The sequence below is a fragment of the Gemmata algarum genome (assembly GCF_034097035.1).
GTDB classification, from domain to species: Bacteria; Planctomycetota; Planctomycetia; order Gemmatales; family Gemmataceae; genus Gemmata; species Gemmata algarum.
The window spans coordinates 1-16,438 of the sequence record NZ_JAXBLV010000204.1 but is presented as its reverse complement, the minus strand read 5'-3'; the positions used below and the strand labels follow the sequence as shown (position 1 = coordinate 16,438).

The window sequence follows — 16,438 nt, the reverse complement described above, 5'->3', positions numbered from 1 at the left end:
ACAAAACTGACACCAGCAGCCGGTTCGTGTACCAGTGCGGTCCGTTATCACTTGGGAAGCGAGAGGTTGACCGGAGCGAACACGCTTTGGCCCTTCGTCACGGTGACCATGCGCACCGTTTCTAGCGGCGGAGCGTATTGGACCCGTTGAATGAGCCCGGATTCCGGGTTGCGCTCGTGTGCCACCGTGTTCCAGTTGGGGTGCCAGGCGACGAGTTCGTATTGCCCTTCCGGCACGTGTGACAGCTCGAACCGCCCGTCCGGCCCCGAGACGGTGAAGTACGGGTGCTCGCAGACGAACAGGTCGGCGGCCTGCCAGTAGTACCCCGACGCGCTCGTGAGTTCGATGCGGCCGGGGGCATCGAAGGTGCGCTCGAGCGCCTGATCCGGGTCCGGGAAGGGGATCGCGAAGAACGCGGCCCCGCGCCCCCGGAGCGTGTTGAACACCGGGTCGGCGGACCGGAAGCTCACGGCGGCGCCGCGGCGCACGAGCCCCACCCGGCCCGACTCGCCGCCTTCGGGAGTCACAACGATCTGCGCGTCGCGAAATTCGACCCGCACCGGGGCCGCGGCCCACGGCTTCGCGCGAGCGGCATCAACGTTCCGCAAGTACACGACGGCGCCCTGGAGCGCGTAACTCGCTCGATCGATTCGCGGGGCGTAAGGGTGCGAGAGGACGCGGCGGGTGTACCCGGTGCCGTCCGGACGGGGGCGCACGTCGGCGACCGGTTCGACGACCGGTATCGCCCCGGTCCAAGTGACCGAGCCGATGATTCCGCCGGACTCGGCGGGTCGGAAACCCGCGCCGCCCTCAAGAGCCGGGGCGGCGCTTGAGGGTGCCGGCGAAGCGACGGACGGCGGCTCCGCACCGCACCCGAACGCGCCGAACAGCATCGAAACGAGGAGCAAAGCTCGCGGCACGGGTCGGTGTCCTCTCGAACGCACGGGCCGTAACGGGTAATGTGTTCTCAACCCGCGGAGAACAACCATGCCAGCGACGGCGACGGGTTACGTCATCAAGAAGCAGAGCGAGGCGCCGAACGTGCCGTGCCCGTGCGGGGTCAGCACGCGCATTCTGACCGGTGCCGACGGCGCCCCGTGCTCGCTCCACGTCACCACCATCGCGGATGCCACCCGGCACTACCACCGCGACACGACCGAGGTGTACTACATTCTGGAAGGGCAGGGCAAGATGGAATTGAACGGCGAATGGCACGAGGTGGGGCCGGGGACCGTGATCTGGATCGAGCCCGGCACCCGGCACCGCGTTACAAGCGAACACGGCCTGAAGACAATCGTGTTCGCGCTGCCCGCCTTCAACCCCGCGGACGAGTGGTTCGACTAGCACCGCGTGCCGATCCGTTCAGCCCCTGCGGTTCGGAGAACGGGTTGCGGCACGACTCGCGTGCTCAGGCGTCAGGCGGTAACGAGAAAAGGACGGGGCGGCTGTTGCTTCGCGTGGAACGCGAACGCGACCAGCTCGCGCAGGCCGGGCTCCTCGATCCGGTCGAGCGCCTCACCGAGCGGGAACCACGTGCGGTTGCGGAAGTGGCGCTCGGGCCACTCGTCGCGGGCCTCGGTGACGACGAGCCGGTACACGAGCACGAACAGCTCGCGGCCGAGCTTCTCGTAAGCGTAGGACCCCAGCGGTTCGGCGTCGATCGCACCGACCACGCCGGCCTCTTCCCACGCCTCCGCGAGAGCGGCTTCGCGCGGCGTGTGGCCGACCTCGATCTGCCCCTTTGGGACGACCCAGCGGCGCCCGCTGCTCGATCGGACCAGGCACACCCGTCCGTCGCGCACCGGGACCGCCGCGGCCTGTCGCACCCAGATCGGCATCGGTTTCTCCCCGCGCGGTTGTTCACGGTGTATCTTCTCGCATCAGAGGGGGCGGTCAAGCTCCTTCGGACACATTCCGCGGAATCGGGCGGCGGGGGCCGCGGGTTCTATAATTCCCCCTCAAAATCGCGCCGCCGGCCCACGCCGTCGCGCGGCCCACAGGTGACGAATGTTGACGCGGCCAGACCAGTTGAGCGTGCGACAGGTGATGGTGCCGACCCCCGTGCAGGTCCCGCCGTCCTGCCCGCTCCGCGACGTGATGGGGGAGATGAACCGGCTGCGGATCGGCGCGGTGCTCGTGACGACCGGGGGGCACGAGCTTCAGGGGATCTTCACCGAGCGCGACCTGCTGCGCCGCGTCGCCGACGCCGACCCCGGCTGGCGCGAGCTGCCGGTGTCCGCCTGGATGACGCCGGACCCGATCACCATCGGCCCGCACGAGACCTGGGAGGAGGCCGTCGCCCTGATGGAGCGGAAGCGGGTGCGGCACCTGCCCGTGGTCGAGGGGCGCACGGTGCAGGGGCTGCTCTCCACCCGGATGCTGCTGGGCCGGCGCACGGACGACCTCAACCGGCTGGTCGAGCACCGCACGCACGAACTGAAGCGGGCGCTGGGGGAGATCATGGCGCGCGACGCGGAGATGCGGCACAACCTCCGCGCCGCGGGGCGGCTCCAGACCCGGCTCCTGCTGCCGCACGCGCCCCCGCCCTGGCCGGAGCTGCGGTGGGGCGTTCACTACGCGCCGCTCGACCACCTCGGCGGCGACTACTACGACGTGGCCCAACCGGACCCGGACCACATCGGGTTCCTGATCGCCGACGCCAGCGGGCACAGCATCGCGGCGGCGATGGTGGCCATCATGTCGCGGTCCGCGTTCGCCGACGTGGCGGGCAGTACGGTCTCCCCGGGCGCGGTGCTGTCCGAGATGAACGCCCGGCTCCAGGGGCTCGCGGACGACCGGTTCGTAACGGCGTTTTACGGCGTGCTGAACCGCCGCACCCGGGTGCTGACGTACGCCAGCGCCGGGCACCCGTACCCGCTGCGGTTCGTGGCTCGGACCGGGGCGGTGCAGCCGCTCTCGGCGCACGGGTTCCTCCTCGGGATCGTGCCCGACGAGCAGTACCGCGAGCGCACCGTCCAGCTCGAGCCGGGGGACCGGCTGTGCTTCTACACCGACGGTTTGGTGGAGGCCCGGGACGACCGCGGTGAGGGGTACGGCACCGACCGGCTGGAAGCCGCGTTCACCGCGGGCGGGGCGCTCGCGGCCGAGCCGCTGCGGGACCGCCTGCTCGAAGACCAGCGGGCGTTTCGGGGGGACCAGAAGCTGTCCGACGATGTCACCCTGGTGGTGTGCGAGTTGGCGCGGGACTGACGCGCCGACGGGACGGTTTTGGTTTTTGAGTGTGGTCCGCTCACTCCGTGAGCGGTCGTTCCGCGTCCCCGACTCGCTTCGCGGGCGTGCGGCCCCGTCGTTGCGTGCAACGCGAATCCGATACCCGGAGGAACCGCTCACGGAGTGAGCGGACTACACTCAAAGGCCTGTGAATGGGTCTGTTACACCAACTGGAAACTACCGGATTCGGTACGAGGCCAGGACTCACTTCTTTTTCTTCTTCGCCTTATCTTCGGTCGCCTCGGGCTTGTCGGCTTTCGGCTTGGGGGCGAGCTTCGGCTTGCTCGCTGCCTGCGGCGCGGGGCCGGCGGGCGGTTGGCTCACGACGTAGCCCGCCGCCCGGAGCGGCTCGACGAGCTGATCGGCCTCGGAGCGGGCTTCGGGGCCGTCCACGCGGGCCAGCGCGATCACCGCGTACCAGTACCGCTCGCGGTCGCGCGGGGAAAGGGTGTCGGGGTCGGCCCCGGCCTCGCGGCCGAGTTCGGGGTCGTAGCGGAGGTTCTTGAGCAACGCGGACAGCTCGCGCCACGTCGCCCCCGCGGACACCTTGGTGCCGTCCGGTTTGGTGACGGTGCGGCCGATCGCGATGTGAAGCAGCCCGCGGAACCGCCCGGCAACGATGCCGTTGGTCCGGGCCGCTTCGAGCACCTCTCGCAAGCTGTCCATTCGGCGGCCCCGCTGCCCATCGGTGACGGCGACCCGGTCGTGCTCCGATTCGGGGGTCAGAATCCGCGCCACCCCCGGAACGACACTCGGCGGAGCAGTCGAATACAGATCGCCCATTTTACCAACTCACCGAATTTATACCCAAAGGTGCTATGTCGCCTCATCTTTTCGTCACAGCCGATGAAGAATGATGACGAACAAGCCCGCAAACCTCCAGCATTTGTTTTCCCGGGGGTGATACAACCCGCGCAGCGGCGGTGGGTTAGAGCGGTGATTGCGTTAATGCGGCTTTCAGCACCTGTGCCGCGTGTTCAGGATCGTCGGCGGTTGAAATTGCGGCACTCACCGCCACCCGCCGCGCGCCCGCCGCTATCACGTCCGCGATGTTCCGGGCACCGATCCCCCCAAGTGCGAACGCCGGTAGCGCCGTTTCGGCGGTCGCGGCGCGAACGAAATCGAGCCCCGGGAAGCGGTCGAACGCTTTCGTTTTGGAGGGGAACGTCGGGCCGATCCCGATGTAATCCGCGCCGTCCAGCACCGCCTGACGGACCTGTTCGACCGAGTGCGTGCTCACGCCGATCAGCGGGTCCGGCCCCAGCACTCGTCGCGCGTCCTTCACGGTGATGTCGTCCTGGCCCAGGTGAACGCCGTCGGCGTCGCACAGCCGGGCGATGTCGGGCCGGTCGTTGACGATGAACAGCACCCCCGCTTCGCGGGACCAGGCGCGCACGTCGCGGGCCAGGGGCAACAGCTCCCGGTCGGGCATCCCCTTCTCCCGGAGCTGGAACACGTCGGCCCCGCCGCGGGCCGCTTCGCGCAGGGTCCAGTCGAGCGAGGCGACGCACTGTGCCCGCGTCAACAGGACGTACAGCCGCGCGGACGCGAGCCGCTCGCGGCTCCCGGCCCCGATCGTGAGTGCGCGTTCGAGCGTGTACGCCCGGTACCGCACCGCTTCCAGCGTGCGCCCGAGGTCGGGGCCGAACACCTTGCCGAACTCTTCCAGGCTCCGGAGCGACTCCTGGAGGCGCTTCAGGTTGACCACCGCCACGTGGGCCGGGGACGCCCGCTCGTACTCGCTCGCGGCGGTGGCCGTGGTGCCGACATCGCGTAGCGTTTCGCGGGACGCCAGCAGCACCCGCGGGGGCAGCTTTTGCGCCGCGGCGGCCAGTCCGTGCCGCAGCTCTTTCACCTCTTGCGTCAAGAACCGGTCGTCGAGCACGAACCGCGCGTAGTCCTCCAGCACGCGGGCGGCCTCACGCGCCCGGTTGAAGCTGGCGTCCAGAACCCGGGCCGCGTCCACTTCGGCGGTCGGCTCTGTGATCGCGAAAACCGTCACTTCCGACACGGGTTCGGCGGCGCGGGCTTCGGATTTAATCAGGACCGATTCAAGTCGCTCGGGGGTGAACCCCAGCGCCGCGCAGGACGCGCGGAACGTGTCGCTCGCCCGCAGGACCGCGATGAGAAAGGCGTCGGTGAGGAACTCGGGGTCGTGTCGGTGGGCGATCGACCACGCGCGCGCCGCGTTGAACAACACGGCCACGTCCGGCGCGACGGGGGTCTCCCCGCCGCGGAGGGCCTCACGGACGGCGGGGACCGACACGCCGATGTGCTCCAGCAGCACCGCCGGCCGCCCCTCGTCCTCCTCGAGCAGGGCGAGCACGTAGTGCCCCAGCCGCACCGCGTCGGCCCCCGCCTGCTCGGCCCGGTCGCGCGCCCCGGCGACCGCACGTTCCACACCCGGACTGGTCTGATGCATAGCCGCGTTACCCCTTACAGCACTGTCATTGTACTGCCACAGCCGATACAGCCGGAACGACCGGCAGGTTCTTGTCGGGAGGTTCTCTTCGGCGCGGCCGGTCTCATCCAGACCGCCCGGAACGCGGACGATGAAAGTCCGGGACGAACGGACTCGTCACCCCGGTGTCAAGGGACGGCAACGATGAACGGACTGGTGCGCACACACACTCTCGCCGTCCGGCTGGCGGCCGGGTTCCTTCCGCTGACCGTTATGCTCGGGGCGGCGAGCGCGCGACAGCCGGTGCTGCCGACCGTTCCGCAACCGGTGCCGGCCCCGCGCGGGCACGCGGTGCTGGCTCAGGTGCCGCTCCCGGCGCCCGTTCCCGTCGAGGCGGCCCGGGGCGAGGCCGGCCCGGAGCTGTCGCTGGGCGAGTGCGTCTCGATCGCCCTGGCGCGGCAGCCGTCGCTGCGGGCGGTGCTGGAGAGCACGGCCGCGGTGGAAATCGGGTACAAGTCGCTCTCCAACTTCGGCACCGCGGCCACGCTCTTCAGCCCCGACGTGGACGTCCGCAAGCAGCAGGCCAAGCGCGGGCTGATGGCCACCTCGGCCGAGTACCAGAAGCTGCACAACGAGCTCGTGCAGGACGTGACCCGGATGTACTACACCGCGGTCTACGCCAAGCAGCAGCAGGAACTGGCTAACCGCGTGGTGCTGCGGCTGGACAACCTGATCGAGATCGGCCGCGAGTACCTCAAAACCGCGCCCGCGCAGGAGCTCAAGGAGTCCGGGTTCAACACGCTCAAGCTCCAGATGATGGAGAACGGGCTGTACGAGGCCAAGAAGCTCCAGATCGACGCCCGGATCGGCCGCGAGCGGGCGCTGGCGGGGCTGCGCGAGCTGATGGCCGTGGACGCCCGCACGTTCCCGTTCCGGATCAAGGACCAGGCGCTGCCGGTGATGGTCCAGGAGGTCCCGCTCACCATGACCCGGGTGGCGGAACTGGCGCTGGAGCGGCGCCCCGAACTGGTGCTCGCCGCCGCGGGGGTGGACGCCTTCCGGCTCGAGGTGTACGCGCAGGGCAAGATCCCCTTCAAGCGGGCCACCCGGACGTTCGTCTCGGGCGCGGACATCCACGCGAAGGAGATCCCCGCGACGAACCGCGGCGCCGACTACCGGCCCGGCGGGATCATCCCGGAGATGCCCCCGCAGCTCGTGGGCAGCAAGTACGACCGGGTGTGCCGTGCGATGGCGTTCGCGCAGCGGGCCGAGGCGGTCTACGACAAGGCCCGCAACCTGATCCTCCTCGAAGCGGAAACGGCGTACCTGGATTTCGACCAGGCGGCCCGGCGGCTGGAGATCGCGACCGAGCAGTTCGCGCTGAGCAAGCGGATCCAGGAGCAGGCCCGGGCGGTGGCCGAGTTCACCAAGTCGAAGGACCAACTCGTGCTGGCGGAAGTGGAAGCGTCGCGGGCGCAGTCCGGGTACTTCGAGGCGGTCCACCGGTACCTGCTCGCGCTCGCGGCCCTGGAGCGGGTCACCGCGGGCGGCATCTGGCCCAAGTTCCCGGACCGCTAGGGGCGGGCGGTGCCGTTCCGAGTTTCCAGTTCCGGGCTCCAAGCTGACGACAGGGGCGGTCAACCGTGCCGGGTGGTTCGGTCGCCCTTCGTGCGGGATTTCAACCTGGGATCTGAGGCGTTGCGAAGAAAAAGGGGTGCGCTGTGGGTCGCGTGTACGCTGTCATCGTGTGCTGTTTGCTGCCGGTCGCGGTAGCGGTCGTGCCGTCGGCCCCGCGGGCGGCGGCGGCCGAGCCGGTCGCGCCGGCGCGGATCGGGCTCCCCGCGAACATGTTCAGCGGGCTGCCCGCGCCCGTCGTTCAGCGGGCCTCGCGGCCGTTCCAGAACATGCTGGAGAAGCAGGCCGGGCTCAAGGGCGAGGTGACCGTCGGGAAGGACTACACCGAACTCGCCGAGATGCTCCGCGGCGGTAAACTGGAACTCGCCGTGTTCCACGGGTTCGAGTTCGCCTGGGTCAAGCAGCACCCCGAGCTGGTGCCCCTGGTGGTGACCGTGCCGACCAACAAGCTCCAGGCGTGCCTGGTGGTGAACGTGAACTCGAAGGCGGACGGCCCGCACGCCCTCAAGGGCGAGAGCGTGGCGATCCCCAGCGGGACCAAGGCGCACTGCCAACTGTACTACGACCGCCTCAAGGACGCGGCGCCGGCCGGGTGCTGCGAGGTGGCGAAGCTGAAGGGCCGCACGGTCGAGGACGCCCTCGACGCCGTGTCCGACGCCGAGTGCCCGGCGGCGCTGGTGGACGCCGGGGCCCTGGTCGCGTACCAGAAGCTGAAGCCCGGCGCCGGCCAGCAACTCAAGGTGCTCGCCCAGTCCGAGCCGTTCCCGCCCGGGGTGCTCGTGTACCGCAAGGGGGCGCTGACCGAGGAGGCCGCCAAGCAGGTCCGCGACGGGCTGGTCAAGTGCGTGAACACCGACGAGGGGCAACTGCTCACCAGCCTCTGGCGGCTGAAGGGCTTCGAGGCGGCCACGCAGGCGTACCAGTTGGACCTGGACAAGTGCTTGAAGGTGTACCCGGCGCCCAAGCAAAAATAACCGCGCCGCCCCGCAACCGCACGAACCCGCGCCCGCCGCACACCCCTCAAACCCGCTCCCGCCCGACCCACCCCCCGCACCCGCGGGGGGTGTTCGCGCTTCCGGCGGAGCTTCCAACCTTTAAGTTGGTAGTGCGGGCGATATAGTGAATGCAGTGATCGGATGTATAGTTGAAGTGCCCGGAACAATGGTAGGGTGCGCGGGCCGCACCCTGGTGAGACGCTGTCATGGCCGAGACGATCGAGACCGTCACAATCGCGGACGAGGTGCGCACGCGGTTCCTGACCTACGCCATGTCGGTGGTGAAGGGGCGCGCGCTGCCCGACGTGCGCGACGGGCTGAAGCCCGTGCAGCGGCGCATCCTGTACGCGATGTTCCAGGACCTGAAGCTGACGGTGGACAAGAAGGCGCTGAAGTGCGCCAAGATCGTCGGCGAGGTGATGGGCAACTACCACCCGCACGGGGACAGCGCGCTGTACGAGGCGCTCGTGCGCATGTCGCAGAACTGGGTGCTGCGCGTCCCGCTGGTGTACGGGCAGGGGAACTTCGGCTCGGTCGACGGCGACCCGCCCGCGGCGTACCGGTACACGGAAGCGAAGCTGACCCGACAGGCGGAACTGTTGCTCGACGAGCTGGGCCAGGACACCGTCGATTCGGTGGCGAGTTACGACGGCACCCGCCACGAGCCGGCGGTGCTGCCCGCACAGTTCCCGAACCTGCTGGTGAACGGCACCGCGGGCATCGCGGTCGGCATGGCGACGCAGATCCCGCCGCACAACCTCGGCGAGGTGCTCAAGGCCTGCACGCTGCTGATCGACAACCCCGACGCGACGGTTGCGAACCTGCTCGACAAGGTCAAGGGGCCGGACTTCCCGCTGGGGGGCAAGATCCTCGCGGACCGCGCGGCGCTGCGCAAGATCTACGAGGAGGGCGTCGGCTCGATCAAGGTCCAGGCGGAGTGGAAAGAGGAGAAGATCGACCGCGGGGTGCAGATCGTCGTCACCTCGATCCCGTATGGGGTGAACAAGGGCGACCTCGAAAACACCATCGGCTCGATCATCGACCAGCGGAAGCTGCCGCAACTGACCGGCCAGTCGAACGAGTCGAACGAGAAAGACGGGCTGCGCCTGGTGCTGGAGGTCAAGAACGGCACCGACCCGAACCTGGTGATGGCGTACCTGTACAAGCACACCGAGTTGCAGAAGACGTACTCGTACAACATGACCGCGCTCGTCCCCACCGAGGACGGTAAGGGGATGAAACCGCGGGACAGGCTAAGTCTGTGGGACCTGCTCACTGAGTTTCTCAAGTTCCGGCTCGCAACGGTCCGCCGGCGGTTCGAGTACCAGTTGCGCCAGTTGCGCCGGCGGATTCACATCCTGGAAGGGTTCCAGATCATCTTCAACGCGCTGGACCGCGCCATCAAGATGATCCGCGAGAGCAGCGGGAAGCCCGACGCCGCGGAGAAGCTGAAGGCCGCGTTCAAGCTCGACGACGAGCAGGTGGGGGCGATCCTCGACTCGCAGCTCTACAAGATCGCGCAGCTCGAGATCCAGAAGATCATCGACGAGCTGACGGAGAAGAAGAAGCAGGCGAAGGAGATCGAAACCATCCTCGCCTCGGAAAAGAAGCTCTGGGGCGTCATCAAGGGCGAACTGGAGGCGCTGATCGAGAAGTTCCCCGAGCGCCGCAAAACCCGCATGGCCTCCGACGAGGACGTGCTGGAGTTCAACGAGGAGGCGTACATCGCCCGCGAGAACACGAACGTGGTTCTCACGAAGAACGGGCGGATCAAGCGGGTCGGCCGGCTGGCGTCGGTGGAAACGACCCGCGTCGAAGAGGGCGACGCGGTTGCGGCGGTGGTTCCGGGAAGCACGCTCGACCACGTCTCGTTCTTCGCGGACGACGGCGCGGCGTACACGATGCGGATCAACGAGGTTCCGGCCACCGCCGGGTACGGCGAGCCGATCACCAAGTTCTTCAAACTCGCGGACGGCGCGAAGGTCGTTGCGGCGGTCACCACCGACCCGCGGTTCACGCCCGCGGACCTGCCCGCGAAGGGCGACACGCCCGGCGGCCCGTTTCTGGTCGTGGCCACGCGCAACGGGTTCGTGCTGCGCCTGCCGCTGACCGCGTTCCGGTCCGAGTCCACGAAAGTCGGCCGGCGGTTCGTGAAGCTGGAAGAGGGCGATAAAGTGGTGATGGTGCGGCTCGCGGGGGCCGAGGAGGGCGTGATGCTCGCGACCTCCGGCGGGTACGTCACCCACTTCCCGCTGGACCAGGTGTCGATCCTGTCCGGGGCCGGGAAGGGCGTCATCGGCATCGAACTCGAATCGAAGGACGACTGCCTCGGCGGGGTGCTGGTGGGCGGACGGTTCGACAAGCTCGTGGTGGAAACCGAGAACGGGAAGACCCAGGACTTCGGCCCCGGCGCGGTCAAGACCCGCAAGCGCGGCGCGAAGGGCGAGAAGCCCGGCGCGCGGACCAAGTTCGCGCGGGTGGTCCCGCCGGAGATCCAACTCGCCGACTGGGACGCTGTCGAGGGCAAGAAGAAGGACGCCGACTAAGAGGTATCGATGGATGCGCCCTCTGCGTTCGAGTTGGAAGCCCACCCGGTTGTGAAAGCGGCACTTGGTGCCGCCTGGGTAGATTCGCTCTCCGCCGATCCCGTTCAGCGGCACGAGGAGGGAGGGTGGATTTACCAGAATCTGGTGACCGGCGAGATCGAGGTGCGCCGGGCGGTCCGCGGGTCACAGGTATCGATTTCGCTTGTGAACCCGCCTCATGTCGATGGGTGTGTTGTAGTCGGGAAGTTCCACACACACCCTAACCCATCTGCCGAAGGGTGGGAGCCCGGTCCGAGCCCACAGGACCTCCGGATCGATGCGGTTCATGGTGTTCCGGACCTAATCCAAGCCGACGACGGCGTTTATCATTCTGGCCCCCCGCGGCGGCGCGGCGGATTGACCGGGAGCCCGGGGTTCCCCGATTGAGGAGAGCGGATATGGCGAACACTCTCGGTTCGGTACTGCCTTCGCGAACGCTCGCGAGCGACGAGGCGCTCCGAATCGCCCGTGCCGATGCAGAAACCGCTTACCACGATCTGAACCCTTACCGCATCGAAATTATGCTCGAAGCGGACGGCTGGCACATCGCTTATGAGCCGAAGGACGCGACGCTCAACGGCGCGGGACCGCATTACGTTATCGATGCCGCGACTGGCGCTATCGTGTCCAAGAAATATTACCAGTAAACGGTCTCGTACACCCACGATCAAGCATCCGATCAGCTATGAGCGCACTCACCGCCGGCCGCACCGCGGCGTACCGAACCGAAGACATTCAGGTCCTTGAGGGGCTCGAACCGGTCCGCAAGCGCCCCGCCATGTACATTGGCGGCGTGGACGCGAAGGGCCTGCACCACCTCGCGTGGGAGATCCTCGACAACGCCGTTGACGAGTACATCAACGGCTACGCCGACCACATCACCGTGACGCTGCACAAGTCCGGGCAAGCGATCACGATCTTCGACAACGGCCGCGGCATCCCCGTGGACATGCACCCCAAGCACAAGAAGACCGGGCTCGAACTGGTGCTGACGGTGCTGCACGCGGGCGGCAAGTTCGGCGAGTCCGAGAGCGGCTACATCCACTCCGGCGGGTTGCACGGGGTCGGCGCGTCGGTCGTGAACGCGCTCTCGAAGAGGCTCGTCGCGACGGTGCGGCGCGACGGGTTCGAGTACCGGCAGGAGTACGCCAAGGGGACGCCGCTCGCGAAAATCGAGAAGGTCGGGCCGTTCCGCGGGCACGGGACCGGCATCTACTTCGAGCCCGACGACACGATCTTCAAGACCGTCCGGTTCGACCCGGACACGCTCCGCGCCCGGCTGGAGGACACGTCGTTCGTCCACAGCGGGCTGCGGATCACGTTCAAGAACGAGGTGACCGGCGAGACGCTGGAATTCGCGAACCCGGGCGGGCTGCCCGCGTTCCTGGGGCGCTTGGTGCTGGACGGGCAGAAGCCGCCGGTGACCGAGGCGTCGTTCTCCGCGGTGCGCGAGACCGGGGACAAGATCGAGGTCGCGCTCCAATGGACGGAGTCCACCGAGGAGACGTACCGGTCCTATGCGAACGGCATCCGCACCCCCCAGGGCGGGACGCACGAGAACGGGCTAAAGTCGGCACTGCGCAAGGCCGTGCAGAGCTACATCGACACCCACGACGACGTGAAGAAGCAGAGCAAGGGGCTGAAGATCACCGCGGACGACATCCGCGAAGGCATCGTCGCGGTGCTGTCGGTGTTCCTCCGCGACCCGATGTTCCAGTCGCAGACCAAGGACCGGCTCACGAACACCGAGATGGAAGGTTCGGTCGATAACTTCGTTCGCCCCGCCCTCGAGGCGTGGCTGAACAACAACAAGACCGCGGCCGACTCGATCGTGGGGCGCATCGTCATCGCCGCGCGGATGCGCGAGGCGTCGCGGGCCGCAAAGGAGGAGGTGAAGCGGAAGGCACCGGGGAGCAAGCGCCTCAGCCTTCCGGGCAAACTCGCCGACTGCAAATCGACCGACCGCGACGAGACCGAACTGTTCATCGTGGAAGGCGACTCCGCAGGCGGGTCGGCGAAGCAGGGCCGCAACAACAGCACGCAGGCCGTGTTGCCGCTCCGCGGGAAGATCCTGAACTGCGAAGGGCTCCCCGCCTCGAAAGCGCTGACGAACCAGGAAATCGCCGACCTCGTCACCGCGATCGGCACCGGCATCGGCGACAAATTCAACTACGGTAACCTGCGGTACGGCAAGATCATCCTGCTGATGGACGCCGACGCCGACGGCTGCCACATCACGACGCTGATGCTCGCGTTCCTGTTCCGGCACATGCCGGAACTGATCCGGCACGGGCACGTGTACATCGGCCGACCGCCGCTGTACCGGGTGAATGTCGGTAAGGACATCCACTGGGTTCAGGACGATCAGGGTAAGGAGGAGCTGGTCGAGAAACTGACCAAGGCGAACCGCAAGTTCGAGGTGACGCGGTTCAAGGGTCTCGGCGAAATGGACGCGAAGGACCTCGCCGCGACGACGCTCGACCGGCGGACCCGCACCCTGCTGAAGGTGAGTACCGACGGCGCGGCCCTGGAAACGGACCGGACGTTCGTTGATCTGCTCGGCAAGGACGCGAAGCCGCGGTACGACTTCATCATGGCAAAGGCCGATCAGGCCGTGGACGAAGACCTGGACGTGTGATCGACGGGGCGGCCCGGGCGCCGCCCCGGCCGCGGGCTCACTTCGCCCGGACGCTCGACAGGCCGCCGTCCACGCTGACGATCTGGCCGGTCACCCAGGTGGTCTCGGGCGCCAGGAGCCAGGCGATCGCGTCCGCCACGTCGCCGGGCTCCCCGATGCGTCCCAGCGGGTGCATTGCGGTGGACGCTTTGAGGGTCGCTTCGCTCGAGGTCAGCCGCGCGGCGAGTGGGGTGCGGACGAGCCCCGGGGCGACGGCGTTCACGCGGAGGTTCCGGCCGGCGTAGGTGGCCGCGGCCGAGATCACGAGGCCGTTCACCGCACCCTTTGCGGCGGCGATCGCCTCATGGTTGGCGAGCCCGATTTTCGTCGCCACGGTGGACATGAGCACGACCGAACCGCCGCCGGTCATGCCCTTGACGGCGGCCCGGAGCACGTTGAACGCGGTCGTCACGTTCACCGCCAGCGTGTCCGCGAACTCTTGGTCGGTGGTGAGGTGCGCCGGCTTCAGCAGGATCGAGCCGCACAGGTTCGCGGCACCGGTGATCGGCCCGAACTGTTGCCCCGCCTCGGCGAACAGGAGGTCCACAGCGCCGGAATCGGTCGCGTTCAGGGGGCGCACCGCGACCGTCGCCCCGGCGGTCGTCAGCTCGCTCGCCAGGGTGTCCAGTTTGTTCGGGTCGCGGCCCGCGAGCATCAGCTTGCACGGCCCGCGGGCCGCGAGCCGCCGACACAACGCCGAGCCGATTCCGCCCGCCGCACCGACGATCACGTAAGCCGGGATGTCACTCATAGTTTTGCTGCCGGAAGGGCGCGGCCCTTCCACCCGACCGGTTTCCCGATCACCCAGCGCAGGACCGCGTACCACTGAACCGCGAGCAGCAGCAGGATCGCAACCGGGTGCAGGAGCACGCCGACCCACGACTGGCGGAAGTGAACGGCCGCGTGGCACCGCTTCGAGAGTGACATGACGATTGCGCTGCCGAGCACCGACAGGGCGAAGGGACGCACCGCCTGTTCAACCGTTCGCTCGTGCGGGTCCGCCTCGAACGTGAGACCGCTCAGCGCCAGCACGAGCAGCAGGGCAGGTACTACCTGCCCGCAGAACAGAGTGACAGTCCAGAACCCGATCTGCCCGGTCGCGGCCATGCCCTCACGGGCGTTCTTCGCCAGCCCGAACCAGACCGCCGATGCCGAACGGTACATCCGGCACGAGGCGAGGTGCGTGGCGTCGCAGATGTCGGTCCCGAACCCGGCTTTGCGGTAGGCGCGGGGCAGCGTCAGCCCGTCGTGGAAGGACGATCGCACCGCCCCGTGCCCGCCGACCGTTTCATACGCGGCGCGCGCGGTCATGAACCACTGCCCGCACCCGGCACCGAACGCGGCACGCGGCGAGCGGCGCATGCCCCACAAAGGGAGAAAAGATAGCAGTAGCCAGTTGATGAGCGGGATGAGCAGGCGCTCGAAAAGGGTTCCGGTCTCCTGGTGCGGGAACCCACTCACCAGGGCGCACTTGCTTTCGCGGAGAAATCGCGCCATCCGCGCCAGCGCGTCCGGGCGGAGGCGCACGTCGGCATCGAGGAACGTGAGAATGTCGTAGCGGGCCAACTGTGACAGCGCGAAGCACGCATGTTGCTTTCCGGCCCATCCGTCCGGTAGCGGCGGCGCCGACTGGACCCGCACCCGCGGGTCCGCAACCGCCAGCGCTCGGACGATATCCGCCGTGCGGTCGGTGCTGGCGTCGTCGAGGACGATGACCTCTAACTCCACGTGACGGGACGCGAGTACCGACCGCACGCACGCCTCAATGCCGAGTTCTTCGTTCCGTGCCGGGATGAGGACCGAGATGACGGGTTGGTCCGCCGCGGCCGCGTCGCCACCAGAGGGCAGGGCGGGGGGCTCCCGAAATAGAACTGAATTCCACAGATAGAGCAGGGCGGGGGCCGCTGCGCAAAGCAGCGCTCCCAATGCCAAGCCGACAAGTGTCACGGCCGACGCTCTCCCGTTACGACGTCGTGTGAGGGATCAAACGACCGCCCGCGGACCCAAGCCTTCAGCCGGCGCCAGGAGTCGTACACGCCGCCGACACCGGTGCGGCCGGCGAGGAGGTCCGTGAACGCCGCCGGATCACGCCTCACGGCCTCGGCACTGAGCACGTCGAGGTTTTGCGCAAGAGCCGTTTCGATCCGAGCGGTCCAGGCCTTGCCGTCCAGCCCACGATGGTCGGCGGCGCGGAGCGGTTCGCCGATGCGGACGAGCGCCTCGGGCGTGCTTTCCGTCCAGAAGGTGTATTCGAGTGCGACCGGCAGCACCGCGCCGGTGGTCATGCGGGCGGCGAGGTGGCCCACGCCCGATTGCAGCGCGAGCGGGCGCTCCCGCACGTCAGTGAACCGGCCCTGAGCGGTCACCCAGAACGTGTGACGGGGGCGAGACAGGATCGCCGTACCCGTCCGCAAGAACGCGGCAGCTCCGCGGAGCGACTTCGTATCAACGCCGACGAACCCGAGCTTTGTGAAGAACCGGTAACGCTCGACAGCGACCGCGTCGATGGCCGCAAAATGCTCGCGTGGCCCGAACCGGTCGCTCAGCACGATGCCGATCATCGGGTCCCACCACGACGGGTGGTTCAGCGCGACCAGAAGCGGCTCGTCCCCGGTCGGAACGGCGGCCCCGCTCTTCGACAGCCGCACCGCGTGGAAGTGCTTCCGCACGTACCGCCGGGCGTACTTGCGGAAGCCGCGCAGCAGCCAGCCCCAGCGGTTCGGCAGTTCGGTGGTGCGAGCCGACATCACGACACCCCGGCCACTTGAAGAGTGATGGTACTGGAGCGCGGGCCTCTGGCCCCCACGACCGACACACAGCCGTTTGGTGTCGCGTGGACTCGAGACGCGCGCCGACGCCAACGAGCGGGCTCGCTGCAGCGCCGGCCGCATCCTCATACGTGAACACACCTGCG

14 protein-coding genes are annotated in these 16,438 nt (G+C 68.2%); 7 read left to right on the top strand and 7 right to left on the bottom strand.

Annotation, left to right across the window (positions count from 1 at the left end):
- Positions 1-47: 47 nt before the first annotated feature.
- Entirely contained in the window at positions 48-920 is an 873-nt protein-coding gene (locus R5W23_RS23000) for a hypothetical protein (protein ID WP_320688320.1), read from the bottom strand.
- 67 nt (positions 921-987) lie between these two features.
- Between R5W23_RS23000 and R5W23_RS22995 the strand changes: the two genes are divergently transcribed.
- The gene (locus tag R5W23_RS22995) at positions 988-1,344 is read left to right on the top strand and encodes a cupin domain-containing protein (protein WP_320688319.1); all 357 of its coding nucleotides are present in this window, start codon (positions 988-990) and stop codon (positions 1,342-1,344) included.
- 71 nt (positions 1,345-1,415) lie between these two features.
- On the opposite strand, the gene R5W23_RS22990 is transcribed toward R5W23_RS22995, so the two are convergent.
- Complete coding sequence (locus tag R5W23_RS22990) at positions 1,416-1,838, bottom strand: NUDIX hydrolase (protein ID WP_261184103.1); 423 nt, start codon at positions 1,836-1,838, stop codon at positions 1,416-1,418.
- Positions 1,839-2,007: 169 nt separating this feature from the next.
- Here R5W23_RS22990 and R5W23_RS22985 point away from each other — a divergent pair, with 169 nt between their 5' ends.
- On the top strand, positions 2,008-3,210 hold the full coding sequence (locus R5W23_RS22985) for a PP2C family protein-serine/threonine phosphatase (RefSeq protein ID WP_320688318.1): 1,203 nt from the start codon (positions 2,008-2,010) through the stop codon (positions 3,208-3,210).
- Positions 3,211-3,435: 225 nt separating this feature from the next.
- On the opposite strand, the gene R5W23_RS22980 is transcribed toward R5W23_RS22985, so the two are convergent.
- Both R5W23_RS22980 and R5W23_RS22975 read right to left on the bottom strand, forming a co-directional pair.
- Positions 3,436-3,897: a hypothetical protein gene (locus tag R5W23_RS22980; protein WP_320688317.1), complete on the bottom strand. Its 462-nt coding sequence runs from the start codon at positions 3,895-3,897 to the stop codon at positions 3,436-3,438.
- 262 nt (positions 3,898-4,159) lie between these two features.
- Positions 4,160-5,653, bottom strand: a complete 1,494-nt coding sequence (locus R5W23_RS22975; protein ID WP_320688316.1) for a thiamine phosphate synthase — start codon at positions 5,651-5,653, stop codon at positions 4,160-4,162.
- Between the two features lie 195 nt (positions 5,654-5,848).
- On the opposite strand from R5W23_RS22975, the gene R5W23_RS22970 reads away from it, so the two are divergent.
- From R5W23_RS22970 to R5W23_RS22950, 5 genes are all read left to right on the top strand, one after another.
- Positions 5,849-7,210, top strand: a complete 1,362-nt coding sequence (locus R5W23_RS22970) for a TolC family protein (protein ID WP_261184099.1) — start codon at positions 5,849-5,851, stop codon at positions 7,208-7,210.
- Between the two features lie 143 nt (positions 7,211-7,353).
- Positions 7,354-8,241 (top strand): phosphate/phosphite/phosphonate ABC transporter substrate-binding protein, encoded by an 888-nt coding sequence (locus tag R5W23_RS22965; protein WP_261184098.1) that lies wholly within the window; start codon positions 7,354-7,356, stop codon positions 8,239-8,241.
- Between the two features lie 227 nt (positions 8,242-8,468).
- Complete coding sequence (locus tag R5W23_RS22960) at positions 8,469-10,808, top strand: DNA gyrase/topoisomerase IV subunit A (protein ID WP_261184097.1); 2,340 nt, start codon at positions 8,469-8,471, stop codon at positions 10,806-10,808.
- A 437-nt stretch (positions 10,809-11,245) separates the two neighbouring features.
- Entirely contained in the window at positions 11,246-11,494 is a 249-nt protein-coding gene (locus R5W23_RS22955) for a hypothetical protein (protein WP_261184096.1), read from the top strand.
- A gap of 38 nt (positions 11,495-11,532) precedes the next feature.
- The gene (locus tag R5W23_RS22950) at positions 11,533-13,485 is read left to right on the top strand and encodes a DNA gyrase/topoisomerase IV subunit B (protein WP_320688315.1); all 1,953 of its coding nucleotides are present in this window, start codon (positions 11,533-11,535) and stop codon (positions 13,483-13,485) included.
- Positions 13,486-13,522: 37 nt separating this feature from the next.
- On the opposite strand, the gene R5W23_RS22945 is transcribed toward R5W23_RS22950, so the two are convergent.
- Genes R5W23_RS22945 through R5W23_RS22935 form a run of 3 tightly spaced genes read right to left on the bottom strand, consistent with a single transcriptional unit; the run spans position 13,523 to position 16,271 of the window.
- Positions 13,523-14,275 (bottom strand): SDR family NAD(P)-dependent oxidoreductase, encoded by a 753-nt coding sequence (locus tag R5W23_RS22945; RefSeq protein ID WP_320688314.1) that lies wholly within the window; start codon positions 14,273-14,275, stop codon positions 13,523-13,525.
- Positions 14,272-15,471, bottom strand: a complete 1,200-nt coding sequence (locus R5W23_RS22940) for a glycosyltransferase family 2 protein (RefSeq protein WP_320688313.1) — start codon at positions 15,469-15,471, stop codon at positions 14,272-14,274. The genes R5W23_RS22945 and R5W23_RS22940 overlap by 4 nt, the downstream gene beginning before the upstream one ends.
- Entirely contained in the window at positions 15,468-16,271 is an 804-nt protein-coding gene (locus R5W23_RS22935) for a lysophospholipid acyltransferase family protein (protein ID WP_320688312.1), read from the bottom strand. Before R5W23_RS22935 ends, R5W23_RS22940 begins: the two co-directional genes overlap by 4 nt.
- Positions 16,272-16,438 lie beyond the last annotated feature (167 nt).

What these genes read in the sequence shown, in the direction of transcription:
- R5W23_RS22995 (WP_320688319.1), top strand. Translation starts at nt 988, where the DNA reads ATGCCAGCGACGGCGACGGGTTACGTCATCAAGAAGCAGAGCGAGGCG.
- R5W23_RS22990 (WP_261184103.1), bottom strand. Translation starts at nt 1,838, where the DNA reads ATGCCGATCTGGGTGCGACAGGCCGCGGCGGTCCCGGTGCGCGACGGA.
- R5W23_RS22985 (WP_320688318.1), top strand. Translation starts at nt 2,008, where the DNA reads ATGTTGACGCGGCCAGACCAGTTGAGCGTGCGACAGGTGATGGTGCCG.
- R5W23_RS22980 (WP_320688317.1), bottom strand. Translation starts at nt 3,897, where the DNA reads ATGGACAGCTTGCGAGAGGTGCTCGAAGCGGCCCGGACCAACGGCATC.
- R5W23_RS22975 (WP_320688316.1), bottom strand. Translation starts at nt 5,653, where the DNA reads ATGCATCAGACCAGTCCGGGTGTGGAACGTGCGGTCGCCGGGGCGCGC.
- R5W23_RS22960 (WP_261184097.1), top strand. Translation starts at nt 8,469, where the DNA reads ATGGCCGAGACGATCGAGACCGTCACAATCGCGGACGAGGTGCGCACG.
- R5W23_RS22955 (WP_261184096.1), top strand. Translation starts at nt 11,246, where the DNA reads ATGGCGAACACTCTCGGTTCGGTACTGCCTTCGCGAACGCTCGCGAGC.
- R5W23_RS22950 (WP_320688315.1), top strand. Translation starts at nt 11,533, where the DNA reads ATGAGCGCACTCACCGCCGGCCGCACCGCGGCGTACCGAACCGAAGAC.
- R5W23_RS22945 (WP_320688314.1), bottom strand. Translation starts at nt 14,275, where the DNA reads ATGAGTGACATCCCGGCTTACGTGATCGTCGGTGCGGCGGGCGGAATC.
- R5W23_RS22935 (WP_320688312.1), bottom strand. Translation starts at nt 16,271, where the DNA reads ATGTCGGCTCGCACCACCGAACTGCCGAACCGCTGGGGCTGGCTGCTG.